This is a genomic window from Sphingobium sp. UBA5915, from assembly GCF_002431195.1.
In the GTDB taxonomy this organism is placed as follows: Bacteria; Pseudomonadota; Alphaproteobacteria; order Sphingomonadales; family Sphingomonadaceae; genus Sphingobium; species Sphingobium soli.
In genome coordinates this window covers 36,979-59,159 of the sequence record NZ_DJDV01000121.1, presented here as the reverse complement: position 1 = coordinate 59,159, position 22,181 = coordinate 36,979, and the positions used below count along the sequence as shown (strand labels likewise).

General features: G+C 61.6%; 14 protein-coding genes. 6 read left to right on the top strand and 8 right to left on the bottom strand.

What is annotated here, in order from left to right:
• The first annotated feature begins 69 nt into the window (after nucleotides 1-69).
• The 5 genes from B2V90_RS21440 to B2V90_RS21420 all read left to right on the top strand — a co-directional run bounded on the left by B2V90_RS21440 (nucleotide 70) and on the right by B2V90_RS21420 (nucleotide 7,378).
• The gene (locus B2V90_RS21440; protein WP_293923077.1) at nucleotides 70-966 is read left to right on the top strand and encodes a Ku protein; all 897 of its coding nucleotides are present in this window, start codon (nucleotides 70-72) and stop codon (nucleotides 964-966) included.
• Between the two features lie 4 nt (nucleotides 967-970).
• A complete protein-coding gene (locus B2V90_RS21435; protein ID WP_228222855.1) occupies nucleotides 971-1,450 on the top strand; it encodes an MgtC/SapB family protein in 480 nt (159 codons plus the stop codon).
• Nucleotides 1,447-3,954: a DNA ligase D gene (gene ligD / locus B2V90_RS21430; RefSeq protein WP_228222856.1), complete on the top strand. Its 2,508-nt coding sequence runs from the start codon at nucleotides 1,447-1,449 to the stop codon at nucleotides 3,952-3,954. Before B2V90_RS21435 ends, ligD begins: the two co-directional genes overlap by 4 nt.
• Before the next feature lie 108 nt (nucleotides 3,955-4,062).
• A complete protein-coding gene (locus B2V90_RS21425) occupies nucleotides 4,063-5,151 on the top strand; it encodes a glycosyltransferase family 4 protein (protein ID WP_228222857.1) in 1,089 nt (362 codons plus the stop codon).
• A 10-nt stretch (nucleotides 5,152-5,161) separates the two neighbouring features.
• Complete coding sequence (locus B2V90_RS21420) at nucleotides 5,162-7,378, top strand: amylo-alpha-1,6-glucosidase (RefSeq protein WP_037543837.1); 2,217 nt, start codon at nucleotides 5,162-5,164, stop codon at nucleotides 7,376-7,378.
• Nucleotides 7,379-7,402: 24 nt separating this feature from the next.
• Here B2V90_RS21420 and B2V90_RS21415 read toward each other — a convergent pair whose 3' ends face one another.
• The 6 genes from B2V90_RS21415 to B2V90_RS21390 all read right to left on the bottom strand — a co-directional run bounded on the left by B2V90_RS21415 (nucleotide 7,403) and on the right by B2V90_RS21390 (nucleotide 18,135).
• Nucleotides 7,403-7,786, bottom strand: a complete 384-nt coding sequence (locus B2V90_RS21415; RefSeq protein ID WP_348656844.1) for a VOC family protein — start codon at nucleotides 7,784-7,786, stop codon at nucleotides 7,403-7,405.
• A 4-nt stretch (nucleotides 7,787-7,790) separates the two neighbouring features.
• The gene (ilvD, locus tag B2V90_RS21410; protein WP_228222858.1) at nucleotides 7,791-9,641 is read right to left on the bottom strand and encodes a dihydroxy-acid dehydratase; all 1,851 of its coding nucleotides are present in this window, start codon (nucleotides 9,639-9,641) and stop codon (nucleotides 7,791-7,793) included.
• Nucleotides 9,642-9,837: 196 nt separating this feature from the next.
• Nucleotides 9,838-11,892, bottom strand: a complete 2,055-nt coding sequence (locus B2V90_RS21405) for a glycoside hydrolase family 97 protein (protein ID WP_414711632.1) — start codon at nucleotides 11,890-11,892, stop codon at nucleotides 9,838-9,840.
• An 11-nt stretch (nucleotides 11,893-11,903) separates the two neighbouring features.
• Entirely contained in the window at nucleotides 11,904-13,511 is a 1,608-nt protein-coding gene (locus B2V90_RS21400; protein ID WP_228222859.1) for an alpha-glucosidase, read from the bottom strand.
• A gap of 16 nt (nucleotides 13,512-13,527) precedes the next feature.
• Nucleotides 13,528-15,354, bottom strand: coding sequence for an alpha-amylase family glycosyl hydrolase (locus tag B2V90_RS21395; protein ID WP_414711631.1), 1,827 nt, complete (start codon nucleotides 15,352-15,354; stop codon nucleotides 13,528-13,530).
• A gap of 72 nt (nucleotides 15,355-15,426) precedes the next feature.
• Nucleotides 15,427-18,135: a TonB-dependent receptor gene (locus B2V90_RS21390; protein ID WP_228222860.1), complete on the bottom strand. Its 2,709-nt coding sequence runs from the start codon at nucleotides 18,133-18,135 to the stop codon at nucleotides 15,427-15,429.
• 269 nt (nucleotides 18,136-18,404) lie between these two features.
• Here B2V90_RS21390 and B2V90_RS21385 point away from each other — a divergent pair, with 269 nt between their 5' ends.
• The gene (locus tag B2V90_RS21385; protein ID WP_228222861.1) at nucleotides 18,405-19,439 is read left to right on the top strand and encodes a LacI family DNA-binding transcriptional regulator; all 1,035 of its coding nucleotides are present in this window, start codon (nucleotides 18,405-18,407) and stop codon (nucleotides 19,437-19,439) included.
• Nucleotides 19,440-19,471: 32 nt separating this feature from the next.
• Here B2V90_RS21385 and B2V90_RS21380 read toward each other — a convergent pair whose 3' ends face one another.
• Both B2V90_RS21380 and cysN read right to left on the bottom strand, forming a co-directional pair.
• Complete coding sequence (locus tag B2V90_RS21380) at nucleotides 19,472-20,215, bottom strand: 3'(2'),5'-bisphosphate nucleotidase CysQ (protein ID WP_414711634.1); 744 nt, start codon at nucleotides 20,213-20,215, stop codon at nucleotides 19,472-19,474.
• Between the two features lie 23 nt (nucleotides 20,216-20,238).
• A complete protein-coding gene (gene cysN, locus B2V90_RS21375; protein ID WP_228222863.1) occupies nucleotides 20,239-22,152 on the bottom strand; it encodes a sulfate adenylyltransferase subunit CysN in 1,914 nt (637 codons plus the stop codon).
• Between the last annotated feature and the right edge of the window lie 29 nt (nucleotides 22,153-22,181).

Sequence of the window (22,181 nt, the reverse complement as noted above, 5' to 3'; positions counted from 1 at the left end):
CGCCAAAGATGCCCGCTGCCCCTGGAACTTTTCAAGGGCGTAGCGCGCTGTGCCGTTGGAGGTTCCCCCATGGCCGCACGCGCATATTGGCAGGGCCAGATTCGGCTGGCCCTCGTTTCTATACCGGTGGAAATCTATCCCGCCACCAAGTCTGGCGCTGCGGTTTCCTTCCGCCAGATTCATGAACCCAGTGGCAAGCCCATCAAATATGAGAAGGTCGTGACCGGCGTCGGGCCGGTCGATCCCGACGAAATCCTCAAGGGCTATGAGGTATCCAAGGGCAACTATGTCCTATTGCAGCAGGATGAGATCGAGGCGGTCAAGATTGAAAGTCGCAAGACGCTGGAACTGGTCCAATTCGTCGAGGCTGACGCCATTGACGTGCTTTATTATGAAAAGCCCTATTTCGTGCTGCCCGCCGATGACCTGGCCGAAGAGGCCTATGCAGTCCTGCGCGACGCGCTGCGACGCACGAAAAAGGTGGGGCTTGGCCAGTTGTCGGTGCGGGGGCGGGAGCAATTGGTCTCGCTTAAACCCTGTGGCCGCGGCCTTGTGCTCGAAGTGCTGCGCTACGCCGATGAAGTGACGCGGGCGCAAACCTATTTTCGCGGCCTCCCCGGAACGGAAGCTGACACCGACCTGCTCGATCTTGCGACCACGATCATCGACAAGAAGACAGGGCCATTCAAGCCGGAGGAATTTCATGATCGCTATGTCGATGCGCTCCATCAGCTGATCGACAAGAAGAAGAAGGCAAAGGGCAAGCGCGTCATCGAAGATGTCGAGGAGGATGCCCCGTCGCGCGGCGGAAATGTCATCGACCTGATGGCCGCGCTCAAAAATTCGGTGGGAGACGGCGGCGCGTCTTCAAAGAACAGTGCGACGAAAAAAACCACATCGCGCAGCACTGGCAAATCCACCACATCGCGCGGCCGCTCCACCAGCGCCGGCAAGAAGAGCGCTTGACCTAATGGTGTTGAATGCCGCCACACCCCTGCACATGATCGACGGTCCGATCCTGTTGCGGCTGGGCGCGGCGGCATTTTTGGGCCTGTTGCTTGGTCTCGACCGGGAATTGCGCGGCCATGCCGCCGGTCTGCGCACGCATGGCATATTGTGCTTCACCTGCGCGCTGATGACGATCAGTGCGATCGCGCTATATAACCAGCTCAGCCACGACGGCAATATCGACCCGCTGCGGATATTCGAGGCGTCGGCCGTCTTCACGGGGATCATTGCGGCCGGGCTGATTGTTTTCAACCGGGGAGAGGTCAAGAACCTGACGACGGCAGCCCATATCTGGCTTGCCGCAATGATCGGTATCGCCTGTGGCGCAGGGCAGTGGCCACTTGTGATCAGCGCGGCGATCATAGCGGTGTTGATGCTGACATTGCTCGGTGTAGCCGAGGATCATTGGTTCAAAAAGGCCCGCGAGAGGGATGGCCGGTGACGCGGGCCAAAGACCCTCTGGCGACCTACAATGCCAAGCGCGATTTCAGGCGCACGCGCGAGCCCAAAGGTGCTGTCGGTAAAAAATCCGGAAACAGCTTCGTGGTTCAGAAGCATGCCGCTACACGGCTTCATTGGGACTTCCGGCTGGAAATAGACGGTGTCCTGAAAAGCTGGGCTGTCACCAAGGGGCCGAGCCTCGACCCTGCCGACAAACGGCTTGCCGTGCGGACCGAGGATCATCCGCTGGACTATGGCGATTTTGAAGGCGTCATTCCCAAGGGTGAATATGGCGGCGGAACAGTGATGCTTTGGGACCGGGGAAATTGGGAAGCCGTCCCGGGCAAGAGTGCGAAAGATCTGGACGAGGGGCATCTGCATTTCATCCTTCATGGCGAACGGATGAAAGGGGAATGGCTGCTCGTTCGGATGAAGGGGCGTCCCGGCGAAAAGCGCGAAAACTGGCTGCTGCGCAAGATTGATGATGACGCGGCCGATCCGTCCGGCTCGCTGGTGGACCAGGCGCTGACAAGCGTCCTCACGGGCCGGTCCATGGCCCAAATCGCGGCGGACAGGCAGGCCAGCCACTCACTGTCCGGCGCAAAGAGCGATGACTTTGCAAAGTCGATGCAGTCGGCGCGGGATCATAACGCCGATGTCCGGCGCAAGAACAGGCGAAAGAGCGCGCAACCCCCGGCCTTTGTCGACCCGCAACTTGCTACGCTGGTCGATGACGTGCCGACCGGCAATGACTGGCTGCACGAAATCAAGTTTGACGGCTATCGCGCGATGATCTCTGTCGCGGAGGACAAGGTGCGTGTCTTCACGCGCAATGGGCTCGACTGGACGGAAAAATTCCCTGCGCTGGTGGGCAGCCTTGCTGCGCTGGACTTGCCACCGGCGCTGATAGACGGCGAAATCGTCGCCTTTGGCCCGGACGGCAATCCCAGCTTTTCCGCGCTGCAAACGGTGCTCAAGCGTGGCCATGGCGCGGAGCGGGAAGATGCCCCGCTCAACCTCTTCGCCTTCGACCTGCTGTCGCTCGATGGTATGGATCTGCGGCCATTGTCGACGATCGAGCGGAAGGAAAGGCTTGAAGCCTTGCTGCGCGACGCCGCGCCACCTGTCCATGTTGCTGACCACGTCATCGGCGCCGGCGAAAAACTCTATCGTTCCATGTGCGATGCCCACCAGGAAGGCATCATCGCCAAACGGGCGGATGCCCCCTACCGATCGGGGCGCACACGCGCTTGGGTCAAGGTCAAGTGCACGCGCCGGCAGGAATTCGTCGTCGTCGGCTGGGTCAAGAGTAGTGCAAAGGGCCGGCCGTTCCGTTCGCTTCTGCTGGCCCAGAAGGAAGGGCGCACCCTCATTTACAAGGGCAAGGTCGGCACCGGTTTCGACGCCGACACGATGGGCGATTTGGCTGAAACCATGGCGCCTCTCGCCGTGGATAAGCCGCCACTCGACGTGCCGAAGGGCGATGCGCGCGGCGCATGCTGGATCAAACCGACGCTGGTTGCGGAAATTGCCTTTGCTCAATTCACCGGGGAAGGGCGCGTCCGCCATGCCAGCTTCCTCGGGCTGCGGGCGGACAAGAAGGCGAAGGACGTGACGCCGGAAAAACCCGCGCGCCCCCCAAAGGCGCATATCGATGTGAAGATCAGCAACGCTGATCGCGTCATTTTCCCGGACAGCGGACAGACCAAGGGAGAATTGGCCGATTATTACGCACGCGTTGCACCCCTGATGCTGCCCTTTGCCGCCAATCGCCCCATCAGTCTGGTCCGCTGCCCCCAGGGCCGGGCACGCAAATGCTTTTTCCAGAAACATGACAGCGGCGCATTCGGCAAGGCGGTGCATCAGGTCCCCATCGCTGAAAAAGACGGCGGTACGGAGGATTATCTCTTTGTCGAAGATGCTGAAGGCCTGCTGACCTGCGTGCAGATGGGGACGATTGAATTTCATGCCTGGGGGAGCCGCGCTGATGCCGTGGAGCAGCCCGATCGCATGATCTTCGACCTTGATCCTGATGAAGGGATGGATTTTGGCCGGGTTCGCGACGCCGCACAGCATATTCGCGGCGCGCTCGAGGATCTTGGGCTCGTGTCCTTTGCCATGCTGTCGGGGGGAAAGGGGGTTCATGTCGTTGTGCCCCTTACGCCCGGGCATGACTGGACAGTGCACAAGGATTTTTCCTCCCGCTTTGCTCAGGCGCTCAGCACGGCCAACCCCGATACATTTGTAGCGACCATGAGCAAGGCCAAGCGGAAGAACCGCATCTTCATCGACTGGCTGCGCAACCAGCGGGGTAGCACGGCCGTACTGCCATTTTCCGCCCGCGCGCGCGCAGGAGCGCCTATTGCGGTGCCAATCGCATGGGATGAACTGGATCGGTTCAAGGACGCGCACCCATTTGACATTGGTGATGCCGACCAACTGCTGAAGCGTGCCACGCACCTTAAGGGCTGGGGGTTTGCAGCGCAATCACTGCCGGACATTTAAGGCTTTTTGCGACCAGCCGCTGGACGCTCATGCAACTTCCCGATCCGGTAGGATTTTTACCCCCGCAGGCGCGTCGGGGGCGGCGCTTCGTCGAAAAAGGATCATCGCATGAAGATTGCCCAAATCGCGCCTTTGGCCGAAAGCGTCCCTCCCAAACTTTATGGCGGGACGGAGCGTATCGTATCCTACCTTACCGAAGAGCTTGTGCAGCAGGGGCATGACGTCACGCTCTTCGCTAGCGGGGATTCCATCACTTCGGCCAAGCTCGTCCCCGTCACGAAAATGGCCCTGCGTCTTAACCCGCATGTCCGGGACACGATACCGCATCATATGATTTTGCTAGATGAGGTGCGCCGCCGGGCCGACGAATTCGATATCCTGCATTTCCATATCGACGTGCTGCACATGCCCATGGTGCGGAATATGCTGGACCGTGCGGTGACGACGCTGCACGGTCGGCTTGACCTTCCCGACCTTGTACCCCTGTACCGCGCCTTTTCCGACAGCTGCCTTGTCTCGATTTCGGATCACCAACGATTGCCGATGCCGCCAGTGAACTGGGGCGGCACCATCTATCATGGCCTACCTGCCGACCTATTGCCGCCAAGGACATCAACGAAGGATGGCTATCTCGCCTTCATCGGTAGAATATCGCCGGAAAAGCGCCCCGACCGCGCGATCCGGATCGCGGTGGAGGCCGGAATGCCGCTCAAGATGGCGGCAAAGATCGACGCGGTCGATCGCGCCTATTGGGAGCAGGAGATTGAGCCGCTGGTTCGGGCGCACGACAATGTCGATTATATCGGGGAAATCAACGAGCAGCAGAAGGCTGAATTTCTGGGTAATGCCACCGCACTTCTGTTCCCGATCGATTGGCCTGAGCCATTTGGCCTGGTTATGATCGAAGCCATGGCCTGCGCCACGCCGGTCATCGCCTTCCGCTGCGGGTCGGTTCCCGAAGTGATCGATCATGGCGTATCCGGCTTCATCGTCGACAGCGAAGCGGACGCCATCGCCGCCGTACACGCAGTGCGTTCACTCGACCGCGCGGGCGTACGCGCCGTGTTCGACGCACGCTTCACGGCGGCCCGGATGGCGCAAGACTATGTCAGTCTTTACGAGGATGTCATTACCGGCCGGGCATCGCCAGGTCTTGCCGCCATGGCGGGCGAAGGGCCGGACCTGACGATAGCTTGAGGGATCCCGCATGACGCCAGTCCAGCCCAATTCCCCTATGGCAGAACTCGATCCGGGGCAGATGCTTTCACAGGGCCAAACGCAATTCTTCATCCCGGCCACCGCATCGCTGGCCGAACGACGTCCCCGCACGCTCAAACATGGTGAAAGTTTCGCTGTCTTTGACCATAGCGGCGACGCGATCGCCGGGCCCGGCAGTCCCGAAGGCCTTTATTATCGTGATACCCGGCACCTGTCGCACCTGTATCTGACCATCAACGGTCTTCGTCCGATCTTGCTCAGCTCCGCTGTGCGCGATGACAATACCATGCTGACGTGCGACCTGACCAATCCGGATTTTTTCGATGAAGACGGTCGTCTCGCGGTTGAGCATGACCTGATCCATTTGCGGCGCACCCGCTTCTTGTGGCGAGGCGCCGTCTATGAGCGGGTAACAGTGCGCAATTTCGACGCAAAGGACCGCGCCATTCAGATCGACGTCGGCTTTGCGGCGGATTTTGCCGACCTTTTCGAAATTCGCGGTATGACCCGCAAGCATAAGGGGACAGTGCGCGCACCGGAAATTTCGCAAGCGCAGGTGCGACTATCCTATGTGGGGCTGGATGACGTGGAGCGCTTCACGCATATCCAATTCGACCCGGTCCCGGATAAGCTGACCGAAGGCAGCGCCCATTTTGATATGACCGTTCCGGCGGGCAAGCGGTGCACCCTGTTCATGCGCATATGCAGCAACGCGGCTGAACCGGCCCAAAGCCTGCCGTTCGAATATCTCGCAACCTTGCGGGAAGCGATGCAGGGCGCCAAACAGGCACGAAAGCGCGGCGGGACCCTGCGCTCGTCCAACGCCTTGTTCAACGAAGTTGCGGGCCGCTCTGTTTCCGACATCGCCATGCTATCGACGGACACGGACTATGGTCCCTATCCCTATGCCGGTATCCCCTGGTTCAGCACGGTGTTCGGCCGCGACGCGATCATCACAGCGCTGCAAATGCTGTGGCTCGACCCAACGCTGTCGCGTGGCGTGCTGGGGTATCTTGCCGCGCATCAGGCCACCAGTTTCGACCCGGCGGCCGATGCCGAGCCAGGCAAGATCCTGCACGAAGTGCGTCGAGGTGAAATGGCTGAACTGGGCGAAGTGCCGTTCCGCCATTATTATGGCAGCATCGATTCAACCCCGCTCTTCGTCATGCTGGCCGGTGCCTATCTGGACCGTACGGGCGACATCGGCTTTTTGCGGGGTATTCTGCCGCAGATCGAAGCGGCGTTGGCGTGGATCGATGACCATGGCGACAGGGACGGGGACGGCTTCGTCGAATATGGCCGGCTGACAGATCAGGGTCTGCAAAATCAAGGCTGGAAGGACAGCCACGATTCTGTCTTCCATGCCGATGGTGAGATCGCGCGCGGGCCAATCGCGCTCGCTGAGGTTCAGGCCTATGTCTATGGCGCTTGGCGGGCAGCAGCCGATCTGTTCGAAGCGACCGGCGACATGGTCCGCGCCACGGGCTATCGCGCCCGCGCAGAGGATCTTCGCCATCGGTTCGACGCCGCCTTTTTCGACGCGAAGCTTAACAGCTATGTGCTGGCGCTGGACGGGGACAAGCGGCCCTGCCGCGTCCGTGCGTCCAATGCGGGCCATGTTCTCTATACCGGCCTGGCGCTTGACGCGCGCGCGGCAAGCGTCGTTTCGACCCTGATGGCGCCGGCGTCCTTCTCCGGCTGGGGCGTTCGAACGATCGCGTCCACCGAGGCACGATATAATCCCATGAGCTATCATAACGGGTCGATCTGGCCGCATGACAATGCACTGATCGCGGCCGGATTTTCGCGTTACGGTTTTCGCCGCGAGGCGGCGCGCATTTTCGAAGGGTTGTTCAGCGCGGCGACCTATGTCGATCTCATGCGGCTGCCGGAACTCTTTTGCGGTTTCCCCCGTCGTCGTTCGCAGGGGCCGACCTTTTATCCGGTCGCATGCAGCCCGCAAGCCTGGTCGGCGGCGACGCCGCTGTCGCTGGTTCAGTCCTGCCTCGGCCTGGGGTTCGACGTCCAGAAGGAGGAAATTTGCCTACGCGAACCGATCATGCCTGCTTTCCTGCAAAATCTGACAGTAAGCGATTTGCAAATCGGAGCGGGCGCGGTCGATATCGGTTTCGACCGAATGGACGACAAGGTCGTCGTTCGTCCGCTGGGACGTTCGGGTAGCGCGCGGATCGTGACGATCGCCTGACGGTAGCTAGTCGCCAACCGGCGCTCAATTCTCGTAAAGCTCCAACGGCAATCCGTCCGGATCGCGGAAGAAGGTGAAGCGCTGCCCGGTATATTCGTCCACACGAACCGGTTCGCACGCAACGCCTCGTTCGAGAAGCCGAGCAATTTCGGCGTTCAGATCATCGACGGAAAAGGACAGATGGCGCAATCCGCACGCTTCGGGCCGCGTCGGCCTTTCAGGCGGCGAGGGGAAGGAAAACAACTCGATCTGCGCGTTGCCCGCGTCAAGATCACATTTCCAGCTGTCGCGCGCCTCCCGATAGACTTCGCGCAGGATCGGCAAACCCAGCACCTCGTGGTAGAAGGCGCGGGAGCGCGCATAGTCCGACGCGATGATCGCGATATGATGGACGCCGCGCAGAGACATTGGTTCAGTGCTCGATCTGGCTGACGTCCCGCACAGCACCCTTTGCCGCATTGGTGGTCATCGCGGCATAGGCGCGCAGCGCTGGTGACACGTCGCGCTTGCGGCCGAACGGCTTCCAAGCCTTCGCGCCGCGCGCTTCCATCTCGGCGCGTCGCTCTGCCAGGACGGCGTCGTCCAGATCCACCTTGATGACGCGTGCGGGGATGTCGATGACGATAGGATCGCCCGTCTGCACCAGCGCGATGAGGCCGCCTTCGGCCGCCTCCGGTGAGACATGGCCGATCGACAGGCCCGATGTGCCGCCCGAAAAACGCCCGTCGGTGATGAGCGCGCAGGCCTTACCCAGGCCTTTCGACTTCAGATAGCTGGTGGGATAGAGCATTTCCTGCATGCCCGGTCCGCCCTTTGGCCCTTCATAGCGAATGACGACCACATCGCCTTCCTTGACTTCATTGCCCAGGATGCCGGCGACCGCCGCGTCCTGGCTTTCATAGACCCGTGCGGTGCCGTGAAAGACCAGGATGCTCTCGTCCACGCCCGCCGTTTTGACGATACAGCCTTCGGGCGCGAGGTTGCCGAACAGCACGGCAAGGCCGCCATCCTTCGAAAAGGCGTGCTCGGCGGATCGGATCACCCCCTGTTCACGGTCGGTGTCCAGCTCTTCCCAGCGTTCCGATTGGCTGAAGGCCACTTGCGTCGGCACGCCGCCGGGCGCGGCGCGATAGAAGTTGCGCACTTCTTCGCTGTTGGTGCGGCCAACGTCCCATCGGGCGAGCGCATCGGCCATCGTGCGGCTATGGACCGTGGGAAGCGATGCGTCGATCAGGCCGGCACGTTCCAGTTCGCCCAGGATCGCCATGATCCCGCCGGCGCGATGGACATCTTCCATATGGACGTCATTCTTGGCAGGCGCGACCTTGCACAGGCACGGCACGCGGCGCGACAATCGGTCGATATCCGCCATGGTGAAATCCACGCCGCCTTCGAAGGCGGCCGCAAGCAGATGCAGCACCGTGTTGGACGATCCCCCCATGGCGATGTCCAGGCTCATGGCATTTTCGAATGCGGCGTAGCTGGCGATGCTGCGGGGCAGGACGCTTTCGTCGTCCTGCTCATAATAGCGTTTGGTGATGTCTACGATCAGATGCCCTGCCTCGCGAAACAGCCGCTCCCGGTCGGCATGCGTGGCGAGCGTCGATCCATTGCCGGGCAGCGAAAGGCCCAGCGCCTCGGTCAGGCAGTTCATCGAATTGGCGGTGAACATGCCCGAACAGCTGCCGCATGTGGGACAGGCGGAGCGCTCGATGGTCTGCACTTCTTCGTCGGTGTAGCTTTCATCGGCAGCGACGACCATGGCGTCGACCAGATCCAGCGCGACCTTCTTGCCGCGCATGACCGTCTTACCGGCTTCCATCGGCCCACCCGATACGAACACGACGGGTATATTGAGCCGCATCGCGGCCATCAGCATGCCCGGCGTGATCTTGTCGCAATTGGAAATGCACACGATCGCGTCCGCACAATGGGCGTTGACCATATATTCGACGCTGTCGGCGATCAGATCACGGCTGGGCAGCGAATAGAGCATGCCGCCATGACCCATGGCGATGCCGTCATCCACCGCGATCGTGTTGAATTCCTTGGCGACGCCACCGGCGGCCTCGATCTCGCGCGCGACCAGCTGCCCCAGGTCCTTCAGGTGCACATGGCCTGGCACAAATTGCGTAAAACTGTTGGCGATCGCGATGATAGGCTTGCCGAAATCCCCATCCTTCATGCCCGTCGCGCGCCAAAGGCCACGCGCGCCCGCCATGTTGCGGCCATGGGTGGTGGTGCGGGAACGATAGGCAGGCATGACTCTGGGTCCTTCAAAGGGGAGAGGCGGCTCCTCTACCGGCTGAACCCGGATATTGAAACAAATTATTCCTTTTCGCGCGCGCAGGCGTCATTTTCTTACGCTTGCCCTGCCACTTTGCGAGAGAGGGTGCCGCCGGGCCAGCGTGCAGTCCAGCCCGGCGGCGGGGGAACCGACCTTCAAGGCCGGAAGCCGTTTATCGTTGTGGGGTCAGGCGGATTGCCGCGCCGCCGCCGGGAGCCAGCCACAGGTCATAGCGGTCGCCCTTGCGGATCGTCCTCGTTTCATAGGCGATGCGATGGCGCGTCTCCGTCAGATAGGTTGCGCCGTCTCCGTCCTTGTAGATGGTGGCGGTATAGGCTCTGCCCGGTTCGAGTTGATCGAAGGTCAGCGGCACGGTTCGCGCGGTCGCGTCGTTGACGCCGCCGACATACCAGTCGTCACTGTTGCGGTCCTTGCGGGCGAAGATCGCATAATCGCCGACTTCGCCTGCGACCAGATGGCTTTCCGACCAGTCCGCCGGAACAAGGCGGATGAAAGCCAGCTCCCTGGGATATTTCGCCAATGTCTCGATGAAGTCGGCCGCCATCTGGATTGGCGAATAAAGAGCGAGGTACAGGCCCAGTTGCTTGGCCAAAGTGGAGGCGAGCGGCGCCTTCTGCGCGCCCTCCAGGCTCAGAACGCCCGGCGTGAAGTCCATCGGTCCCGACAGCATCCGGGTATAGACCAGGGTGGGTTCATGGTCCGGCCCGTTGGCGAAGGCGCCCCAGGCATTATATTCCATCCCGCGCGCGCCTTCGCGTCCGACCCAATTGGGATAGGTGCGACGCAGGCCTGTATCCTTGATGGGTTCATGCGCATTGACCGCGACATGATTGCGCGCGGCGGTTTCGACGACTTTTAAGTGATGCTGCGCCATGCGCTGGCCGTCATGCCATTCCATGCGTGTTTCGCCCGGAGCATTGCCCGGCGCAATGATGCCGCCTGCGTCCGCGACATAGCCGGTCTTGACGACATCGACGCCCAATCGTCCATATAGCGCCATCGCATTATCCAACTGCGCCTCGTAATTGGTGATATTGCCCCCGGTTTCATGATGCCCGATCAACCGGACGCCTTTCTGCTTGGCATAGGCGGCGAGGGCGGGGAGGTCGAAATCGGGCGTCGCCTGCGTATAGCTGAAATCATCGCCATGGCCGAACCAGTCGCCATTCCAGCCCTTGTCCCATCCTTCGACCAGTACGCCGCGGAACCCGTTCTTTGCGGCGAAGTCTATATACTGCTTCGTCCTCTCATTGGTCGCCCCGTGCTTGGGACCTTCCGCCCATGACCAGTCGCCCCGGATCATTCCCCACCAGATGCCGATATATTTGGCCGGGGTGAACCAGCTGACATCGCCCAGCTTGTTGGGTTCGTTGAGGTTGAGTTCCAGGTCATTCTCGACCAGCCCCGCTGCATCGTCGGCAATCCGGATGGTTCGCCAGGGCGTGTTGAAGGGCAGGTCGCGCGTCACGCGCGCCGCCAGGGAAGACGGCGCGAGCGTGGTGCGGAATTTTCGGCCGTCCGCGCGTTTCAGCCAATAGCCCGCATAATCGACCAGAGCCGCCTCATGAAAACTCAGATGCGTGCCGTCGGCCAACCGCATGGTGATCGGCGTATGCGCCGTGGAAACCGCATCAATCGGGGTCTTTTGATACACCTGTTCGTAGCGGTTCCATTCGCCGCCGGGTATCCACCAAGCCGTGCCTTCCGGCGCGATGTCGAACTCCGTCGTCTCGTCGGTGATGCGCATCGTCTTGAGGCCGGGCTGCTCGGGCAATTCGTAGCGAAAGCCCACGCCGTCATCGAACAGGCGAAACCGCACATTCATCAGCCGTGCGCCCTGCACGTCGGACTGCTTGAAGCGGACCAGCAGTTCATTGTGATTGTCGGTGACGAAGCGCCGCTCGCCCCAGGGCTGTTCCCAGCGATCCTTGCCGCTGCCTTTTTCAGACCCTGCAATGGCAAAGCCGCGCACCATGTTGAGGCCGTCGGTCAGGATGAAACCCAGCTTGGAGGGCGCGATCAGCAGCTTGCCCTTGCGCGACAGCGACCAGACGGGCCTGCTGTCATTGTCGGTGGACACTGTCAGCGCAATGCTGCCATCGGGCGAGGTTGCCGTCACCGCAGGTCGGCTGTCCTGGGCCGCTACCGGAAATGCGACCACCATAGGCAGGGAAAGCGCGCAGGCGCGCAAAGTCACGTTCAGCATGGGGGTCCTTTTCATTCCTCGATCAGCAAGGCGCCATAGGCGGGCAGGGCGCCGGGCGCGGCGTCGTTGATGGTGCACAGCACATGATTGGAAGCAGCGATCTCATCCGGCCACTGCACTGGCTGGTTCGACAGGTTGAACAAACACAGCATAGATTGTCCATCTGCCGTTCGACGAAACGCCAGAGTGCGCTCATCGGCGATGAGGATGTCCAGCGCGCCATGATGCAGCGCCGGATTGGCCTTGCGCAGCGCCAGTAAGTGGCGGGTTAGGTTCATCAGCGACGCAGGATCGGCATCCTGCGCATCCACGGCCAGCGCCAGATGATCGTCGCCATGGGGGAGCCAGGGCTCGGCGCTTGAAAAGCCAGCCTGCGCGGCCTCTGCGGTCCACGGCAGCGGTGTGCGCGCGCCATCGCGGGACAGGGTCAGCGGCCAGTTGGCGATCGCTTCAGGATCTTGCAGCCGCTCGAACGGAATATCGACCTGGGTGAGGCCCAATTCCTCGCCCTGATAGAGGATCGGATTGCCACGCAGCGCGATCAGCAGCGCCATCTTCACCCGGGCGAAGGCGGTGCGATCCTCCGGCGCGCACCAGCGCGACAGGGCGCGGGGCGCATCATGATTTTCGAACGCCCAACTCGGCCAGCCCATGCCGGCCGCATCGGGCCAGCGTTCGATCGTGTCCTTGACAAGGGCAGGCGTCAGCCGGTCAGCATAAAGGAAATTAAACCCATAGGCGCTGTTCAGGCGATTGTCGCCTGCGGTATAGGCCTTCATTTCCTTTTCCGCGAGATCGCCGCCGACCTCCGCCATGGTGAAGACCGCCCCATAGTCATCGCACAGGGCACGGATGCGCTCGACAAAGCCTACGACGTCGGGATGCGACTGGTTATACCGCCGGATCTGGAAATCGAATGGCCGGGTGCGGGGTTTGCCATCCTCTGGTGCCGGCGGATTGTCGCGCAACTGCGGATCGTGCATCGAATGGTTGAGCGCATCGAGGCGGAAGCCGTCGACGCCCCGGTCGAGCCAGAAGCGCATGGCGTCCAGCAGCGCATCCTGCACGGCCCGGTGGTGCACGTTGAGCTGGGGCTGGCTGGCGAGGAACTGGTGCATATAATATTGCCCGCGCCGCGCGTCCCATGTCCATGCGGGACCGCCAAAGACCGACTGCCAGTTATTGGGCGGCGTGCCATCGGCCTTGGGGTCGGCCCAGACATACCAGTCGGCCTTGTCATCGGACTGGCCAGCGCGACTGTTCACGAACCAGTCGTGCAGATCGGACGTGTGCGCGTAAACCTGATCGATCGTGACCTTGAGGCCCAGCTCATGCGCCCGCGCCACCAGCGCATCGAAATCGGCTAGCGTGCCGAAGATAGGATCGACCCCGCAATAATCGGCAATGTCGTAGCCGAAATCGCGCATGGGCGATGTGAAGAAGGGTGAAATCCAGATGGCGTCCGCGCCCAGGCTGGCGACATGGTCCAATCGCTGGGTGATGCCGGCTAGGTCACCAATGCCGTCGCCATTGCTGTCCTGAAAACTGCGCGGATAAATTTGATAGATGACGGCGCCCTTCCACCAGGGCAGATCGGTCGAACGCGGGTCAGGGGTCATGGCATATTCCAAAGGGTCAAGGTTGGGCGGCGCAAACGGCATAGCCGAAGGCAGGCAGGCGTAGGGTCAGGCTTCCCGGCGCGGTGACTGTGGCCTGGCAATCACCTGAAAGGCTTGAAAAAGTCCGGCTTGCGGGATCGATGGCGACTTGCGTCGTGACAGGGGCATCGCTGGTGTTGAAGGCAACAAGAATTTCACGGCCATTGTCAGGGTCGAACCGGGACACTGCGAACAAGCCCGGCTTGTCCGAACTGGCCCGTACCAGAGTAGCACCCCGCGATAGGGCTGCGGTAGCGACGCGTAGGCGGGCCAGCCGCGCAATTTCCATATAAAGCGGATGGTCGGTTGCGAAATTGTCGGCGGCTGTGGTCGCGCTCGTCCCGACCAGCCGGTCCCGATTATATTCGGCAACCTGTGACGGAAACATATCCTGCCGCGCCTGCTGGTCATTGCCGGTGCCGGCAAAGCCCTGCTCGTCGCCATAATAGATGGTCGGCACGCCGCGCAGCGTCAGCAGCATCGCATGGCCCAGCATCATGCGGGCCAACTCCTCCTGGGGCGACATGGCAGGTTTCGCTGCGCGCAGGAAATAGGCGAAGCGGCCCGCATCGTGGTTGCCAAGGAATGTCGGCAATTGCAGAGCTGCCGCCTTGCCGCCTTCGTACAGAGCATCGTCATCGGTCAGCCGCGCCAGCAAATCGGTTCCGCTTTTACCGCTTGCCGCGTCGACCGCCGCGCGCATGAACGCGAAATCCAGGACAGCGGGGAAACCGGCATTGCGGGTCCAACTCGCCAGCAAGGCCGGGTCATAATCGCCGGTGGCGACTTCACCGAAGATATGGAAATTGGGAATGCCCCTGGCGGCCGCGTGGGCGCGGATGGCGGGGATGAAGGCGCGCCAGAACTCCGGGTTCACATGCTTGGCTGTGTCGATGCGATACCCATCGATACCGAACCGGTCGATCCAGCCTTTGTAAATGTCGATGAAGCCCGCGACGACGCGCGGATTTTCAGTGGCAAGATCATCGAGACCGACGAAATCGCCATATTGCGCGCTCTCGCCGCGCCAGTCGGTATCGCCCCGGTTATGATAATATATCGGGTCGTTGAGCCAGGCGGGAAGCTTGACCGTTTCCTCGCTCTTGGCGATGACCGGCGTATAGGCAAAGGATGGGTCGTTCAGCTTTGCCCAATTGCCGGCATTTGCATCCTGATCCCCGGCAAATCCTACGTTGATCGCCGCTCCTGTCACGCCGCCTTTGCGCGAAAAGGGATAGTCCGCCTTGTTGCGATAAACGGGCGCGGCGTCGCGGCTTTCCTTATATTGGATCACATCGGCTGTATGATTGGCGATGATGTCCATATAGACCTTCATGCCGCGTGCATGCGCCGCCTCGACCAAGGCCTTGAAATCGGCGTCGGTCCCAAAATGCGGGTCCACGCGCGTGAAGTCCGTCACCCAATAGCCATGATAGCCGGCGCTTTCCTGTCCGGGGCCGCCCTGTACCGGCTTGTTCTTGAAAATCGGCGCCAGCCAGATGGCGGTCGCGCCCAGCCTCTGGATATAGTCCAGCTGGGCGGTCAGGCCCTTGAGATCCCCGCCATGATAGAAAGCGCGTGATGTCGGATCATAGCCGGTCTGGAGCGGGCCGCCACGCAAGCCCCCTTTGTCATTGCGCGGATTCCCATTGGCGAACCGGTCGGGCAGGACGAAATAGACGATTTCCCGGTCTGGCGTGCGCGCCCTTAATTCGGTGAGGGGGTCCGCGATGGCCGCCCCGCCGGCAAGGGCCGCGATCATGGTGGCGGCTGTCACGTAAAGCGCCGTGGCCGTTCGTCCCATCGGGAAATCTCCCTGCTGCAAAAGGCGCCAAACGGCCCGGCGGCGCGAACACCGCCAGGCCAAGTCTACACATCAGAAGCGGTAGTTGAAGCCCGCCATGTAACGCGCGCCGTAGCTTTGATAATTGCGGATTTGGATCGACGCCCCGGTGTCGACCGACACGAACGGTTCATCGGTCAGATTCTGGCCCTGGAGGAAGAAGGACAGGCCTTCCAGTGCGCTGCCCTTCTGGAATTCATAGCCGATCTGGGCATCGACGATGGTTTCACTAAGCGCCCGGCGCAATTCCCGCTCACCGCCGAAACCGACAAACTGGCCCACGAAGGACGACCGATAGCGCACCGATCCACGCGCCGAAAAGCCCCATTTTTCAAAGAAGAGCGTCCCGTTGGCGACCCAGCGCGAATAATCGGGCAGGTCTTCGGCTGACGCCCCGACCCCCGGGCGGATGCTGGTCTTGGTATAGCCTGCGCCTCCGGTCAGACCGAAGCCTTCCAGCGCCGGCGTGATCACTTCGAACGGCACCGTGCCCGCAACTTCAAAGCCATAGAGCTTGCCACCTGAACCATTGACCGGGCGCGTGATGGTGCCTTCCAGGTCGGTGACGCCGGGCGGCAGGATGACCGGCAGGCCGGTATAGTCGAACGGCACTGTCTCCCGGTAGACGTAGCTTTGCAGCTTCTTGTAGAATAGCTGAAGGCCCACATAGCCCTTGGTCCCGAAATATTTTTCGAAATTCATGTCCGCCGCCCAGGCGCGATAGGGGCGCAGCGTGGGCGATCCGCCGGTGCCGGTTATGACACCGCTATTGGTGTTATAGCCGTAATCCAAACTGACCTTCATGTCTTCGAAGCGAGGACGCTGGATTTCGCGCGCGCCCGACAGGCGGATGACGAAGTCGCTGGGGAAGCGCAGCGACAGGTTGGCGCTGGGCAGTACGTCCCAATAGGTCGCGCCCCGCGTGGTCGGCACCAGATCGGCCGCCGCCAGATTCTGGAACCCACGCGATTTCTGCTCGGTATTCTGGGCGAGCACGCCGACATTGCCGGTCAGTTCGGCCGATCCCACGTCGGCCCGAATGTCTGCCATCAGATAGGCCGACATGACCCGCTCCGTCACCGAATAGGCCTTGGCAGGGACATCCTTGCTGGGGTTGGTCGTCAGCACATAAACGCCATCTTCCAGCAGCTTGAAGGGGTCATAGGACAGGATCGGCCCCACGCCGATGAAGCTCAGGTCCGTGCCGTCCATGCGATATTGTTCGGGCAGCACGAGCGACGTCGCGCCATTGGCCAGGTTCAGGAAATATTCTTCCGGCGTCTTGGACTTGGTGCGATCAGTATAGCCGAGGCCCGCCGTGATCTTCGACAGGAAACTGCTTTCTATCTCCTTGCCGAATTCGATCTGGTAGCTTTTCAGCTCATCGTCGATAATCCGGTCATTATAATAGCCTTCCTGATGGCCCAGCGGCGCGCCCGCGCCCCAGCCCAGCGGATCGGTCAGCACCATCAGATTGGGGTCGCTATAGTCCAACTGGCTGCTGGTGAAGCGCGTGCCGGTCTTAGTGCTGACGAAGTCCAGCGTGTCGGTTGCGCCAACGCCCGGACCATAGCCCGTGCCCGCGTTCGTCTCCAGCGACAATTCGCTGCGGTCGGTGCGCGAATAGCCAAAGTCGAAGCTGGCCGACCAGCCATCATCGCCGGTATATTTGGCGTTGAAACCGCCGGAAAAAATCTTCGACGTGCGCTCATAGCCATGATTGTTCACCACGGCTTCGACATTGGTGAACGTGCCCTTGTTGATGAAATTGCCGTCGCTCATCGTGCTGCCGGGAACCAGCGATGCGCTCGACCAGTAGAGCGGGAATTCGACGCCGCGCTTGATCTGCTTGTCTTTGAAATCACCGTAGAAGCCGTCGAAGGTCAGCATCAGCGTATCGGTCGCCTGCATCTGGACGCTGCCCTGGATACCCAGGCGCTTGAGCTGCGTTGACACGCCGAACGGTTTGATGCCGCCAATGACCTTCTGGCCATCGGGCGTGTCGGCATAGCCCCAGGCTTCAAACTCTTTCGACTGATAGGGTTCGTCGCTATAGGCCACCGACAGGGCAACGCCGATCCGGTCGCCGGCAAACTGGTCGACATAGGTGCCGGTCAGGCGATAGCCCATGTCGTTGCTGTCGGCGTTGACCTTGCCCAGGTCCGCATAGACACCGCGGGCGCCGACGGCGATCAGTTGCTTGCCATAATCGAGCGGACGGATGGTGCGAATATCGACGGTGCCGACCAGACCTTGATGGATTAGATTGGCCTGCGGCGTCTTGTAGACGTCGACGCGGCTGACGACTTCGGCAGGATATTGATCGAATTCGACATTGCGCTGTTCGCCGGTCGATGTTTGCGGCCGTCCGTTCAGCGTCGTGGAGGACAGGTCGGCACTGGCGCCGCGGATCGCGATCGAATTGGCGCGGCCGAACAGGCGCTGCGACGTCAGGCCGGGCAGGCGGGCGATGGATTCGCCGATCGACGCGTCGGGCAGCTTGCCGATATCTTCGGCTGACACGGATTCGACGATGGTCTGCGCATTCTTCTTGACGTTGACGGCGTTCTCAAGCGCGGCGCGGAAACCGGTGACGACGATGGTGCTGGCGGGATCATCCTGCGGCGCGCTGTCAGCCTGCGGAATCGCGTCCTGTGCCATGGCCGGAACGGCCGTCGCCGCGACGATGATCGCCAGCATCGAAGCGCCCAGCCAGTGGGCGCGGTCTGTGTGATTAGCCATTATCCTCTCCCCTTGTCACCGTCGGCTCTTGTCCCGGCCGGTGCAAACCCTTCTCGAATGCAGCGTGGCGATGCGGCGCCACCTGTATGCGTTGGCCGTTTCCTTACGCTGTGGCTGGCCAGGGTCGCCAGATGGCATACGTATACGCATATTATGCGGCCGCGGTGGGACGTGACTCACTGTGGCCATCATGCAACGCTGCCTAATTGCCTAATCCGCATGACGGTCCTACCAAGAAAAAAGCCCTTTCGTCGGGGCGGGAGGGGAATGTGGGACGTCAGCCAAGCAGCAAGCCGACAAGCTTCGATATCGCCTATCTGGCGGGCGTGTCGCAGCCGACCGTCAGCCGTGCGCTGCGCGGCTCGCGCTCGGTCAGCCTCGAGACGCGCCAGCGGATCGAGGCGATCGCCCGCGAACTTAACTATTCCGTCGACAAGAACGCGTCATCGCTCCGATCGCAGCGGTCGAATACGATCGCGCTGCTGTTTTTCGAGGACCCGACCCCGGACGAATCCAATATCAATCCCTTTTTTCTGTCGATGCTGGGTTCGATCACGCGCCAGTGCGCCGCGCGCGGGCTTGACCTGCTGATCTCCTTCCAGAAGATGGAGGATGACTGGCACGTCCGCTATCAGGACAGTCACCGCGCCGATGGCCTTATCCTGCTCGGCTACGGCGATTATACGCTCTACACGCAGCGGCTGGAGCAGTTGGTCGGCCATGGTACGCATTTCGTGCGCTGGGGTTCGGTCAGCGACGATAATATCGGCGCGACGGTCGGGTCGGACAATGTCGGCGCCGGGCGTCTGGCGGGCGATCATCTGTTTTCAATGGGCCGGCGGCGCATTGCCTTTCTGGGTCATGCCGACGAACATTATCCCGAATTTGCCGATCGCTATCGTGGTCTTTGTGCCGCAGCGGAAGAGCGCGGCATCATGCTCGATCCGCAGTTGCAGGTCGATGCGCTCACGGCCGAGGATGCAGGCTATGCCGCGGCGCGGACGCTGATCGCGCGCGACACGCCTTTCGACGCCATCTTCGCGGCCAGTGATCTGATCGCGATCGGCGCCATGCGCGCCCTTGGGGAGGCCGGCCTTTCCATCCCGCAGGACGTTGCGATCGTCGGTTTCGACGACATTCCGGCCGCCAATCTGACCAGCCCACCACTCACAACCATCATGCAGGACATGAAGGGGGCAGGGGCATTGCTGGTCGACACGATATTGGCGCAGGTGGAGGATCGGCCGCCGCCGCCAATGGTGCTGCCGACCCGCCTTGTCGTGCGGCGTACCAGCGGCGGTTGAAGCTGGCGGCTCGCCTTGCTTGATGGAACCGCTCAGGCTTTTGGTAGTGATGCGACAAGGCTTAGCACCCTGTCCGCATGCTCCTTACGGCAGATCAGCAGATCGGGCAGATAGACGTCGCGCTGATTGTAGAGGAGGGGACTGCCGTCGATCCGGCTGGCGTGCAGTCCATGGGCGATGGCGACGGCGGCGGGGGCCATGCTGTCCCATTCATATTGGCCACCGCTATGCAGGTAGATATCGGCCTGACCCAGGATCACGGCCATGGCCTTGGCGCCCGCGCTCCCCATGGGCACCAGATCAGCGTCCAACGCTTGCGCGACCGCGACCGCTTCGGCGGCCGGGCGAGTGCGGCTGACCACCACGCGCAGCTTTTCGGGGGCACGGGGCACCACTATGGGCTGGTCGGATCGCAGCACCGTGCCGCCATCCAGGCCAGGCAGTGCCACCGCCCCCAGAGCGGGCGCGCCATCAACGGCCATGCCGACATGCACCGCCCAATCCGACCGCGCCTCGCCATATTCGCGCGTGCCATCGACGGGATCGACAATCCAGACGCGGCTCTTGCCCAGTCGTGCCTCATTGTCCTTTTCCTCTTCGGACAGCAGGCCGTCATCGGGCCGGGCTTCACGCAAGGCGTGACACAGGAACTGGTTGGCGGTCTGATCGCCCGCCTTGCCCAGCGCCTTGGGGCTGAACAGGCCGGACGATCGAACCTCGACCAATATGCGCCCGGCCACCTGCGCCAGATGCGCGGCCAGATCGCCGTCGCTCATCGCCCTGGGATCGGGAGCCGGGCTCATGGGATCAGCCTTGCAACAATCGCCTCGGCGGCTTCGTCGGCAGTCATGGCGGTGGTGTCGATCCGCATTTCCGGGTCGTGCGGCGGCTCATAGGGGCTGTCGATCCCAGTGAAATTTTTGAGCTCGCCCGCCCGCGCCTTCTTGTAGAGACCCTTGACGTCGCGGGCCTCCGCCTCGGCGAGTGGCGTGTCGATATGCACCTCGAAAAACTCGCCAGGCTGCATCATCTGCCGCACCATGTCGCGTTCCGACCGGAAGGGGGAGATGAAGGCGGTGATGACGATCAGGCCCGCGTCCGTCATCAGCTTGGCCACCTCACCCACCCGGCGGATATTTTCCACCCGGTCGGCATCGGTAAAGCCCAGATCCTTGTTCAGGCCATGGCGCACATTGTCGCCATCCAGCAGGAAGGTGTGGCGGTTCATTCGCGCCAGCTTCTTTTCCACAAGATTGGCGATGGTCGATTTGCCCGCGCCCGACAGGCCGGTGAACCACAGCACGGCGGGGCGCTGGTTCTTAAGCCGCGCGTGGAAGTCGCGGCTGACATCAGTGGCCTGCCAATGAACATTCTGCGCGCGGCGCAGGCTGAAATGCAGCATGCCGGCGGCAACTGTCGCATTGCTGATCTTGTCGATCAGGATGAAACCGCCCAGCGTCCGGTTGTCGGCATAGGGTTCGAAAACGATCTGCTTGTCGGTCGACAGATTGGCGACGCCGATGGCGTTCAAATCCAGCGTCTTGGCCGCCAGATGCTCCATCGTGTTGACGTTGACCTGATATTTGGGTTGCTGGATCGTCGCCGTCACGGTCTGCGTGCCGATCTTGAGCCAATAGGCCCGGCCGGGCAGCATTTCCTCGTCCGCCATCCACACGATGGTCGCTTCGAACTGATCGGCCACCTGGGGAGGGCTGTCGGCCAGCGCGATCACATCGCCGCGCGAACAGTCGATTTCATCGGCAAAGCACAGCGTTACCGATTGTCCGGCCACCGCTTCGTCCAAATCGCCGTCCAACGTCACGATCCGCGTAACGCTGCTGGTCTTACCCGATGGCAGCACCCGCACGCTGTCACCGGGCCGCACCGTCCCGGTGGCGATCAGGCCGGAAAAGCCGCGAAAATCCAGATTGGGACGATTGACCCATTGCACGGGCATACGGAACGGCTTGTCCGCGTCCGTCGCGCTGTTGACCTCGACCGTTTCCAGATGCTCGATCAGGCTTGGTCCCTGATACCAGGGGGTGTTGGGGGACAGTGTCGTGATATTATCGCCTTTGAACCCCGAAATCGGCATGGCAGTGAACGCCGCGATGCCGATCGACTTGGCGAATGCGGTATAGTCCTCGACAATGGCGTCGAATGTCGCCTGGTCATAGCCGACCAGGTCCATCTTGTTGACCGCCAGCACGATGTTCCGAATGCCAATCAGATGCGCCAGATAACTGTGGCGGCGCGTCTGGGTCAGCACGCCCTTGCGCGCATCGATTAGGATCACTGCCAAGTCAGCCGTCGACGCGCCCGTCACCATGTTGCGGGTATATTGTTCGTGCCCCGGCGTATCGGCGACGATGAACTTGCGCTTCTCAGTGTTGAAGAAGCGGTAGGCGACGTCGATCGTGATGCCTTGTTCGCGCTCTGCGGCCAGACCATCGACGAGAAGGGCGAAGTCGATCTCCGCACCCTGGGTGCCGACCTTCTTGCTGTCCGATTGGAGGGCTTCCAGCTGATCCTCGAAGATCATCTTGCTGTCATAGAGCAGCCGCCCGATCAGCGTCGACTTGCCATCATCCACCGACCCGCAGGTGATGAAGCGCAGCATGGTCTTATGCTGGTGCGTTTCAAGATAGGCGTCGATATCCTGCGCGATCAGGGCGTCGGTCTGGTAGATGGGTTCTGCAACGGTGTCGGTCATGTCGTCTGTCCCGTCATTCTATTCCGTCG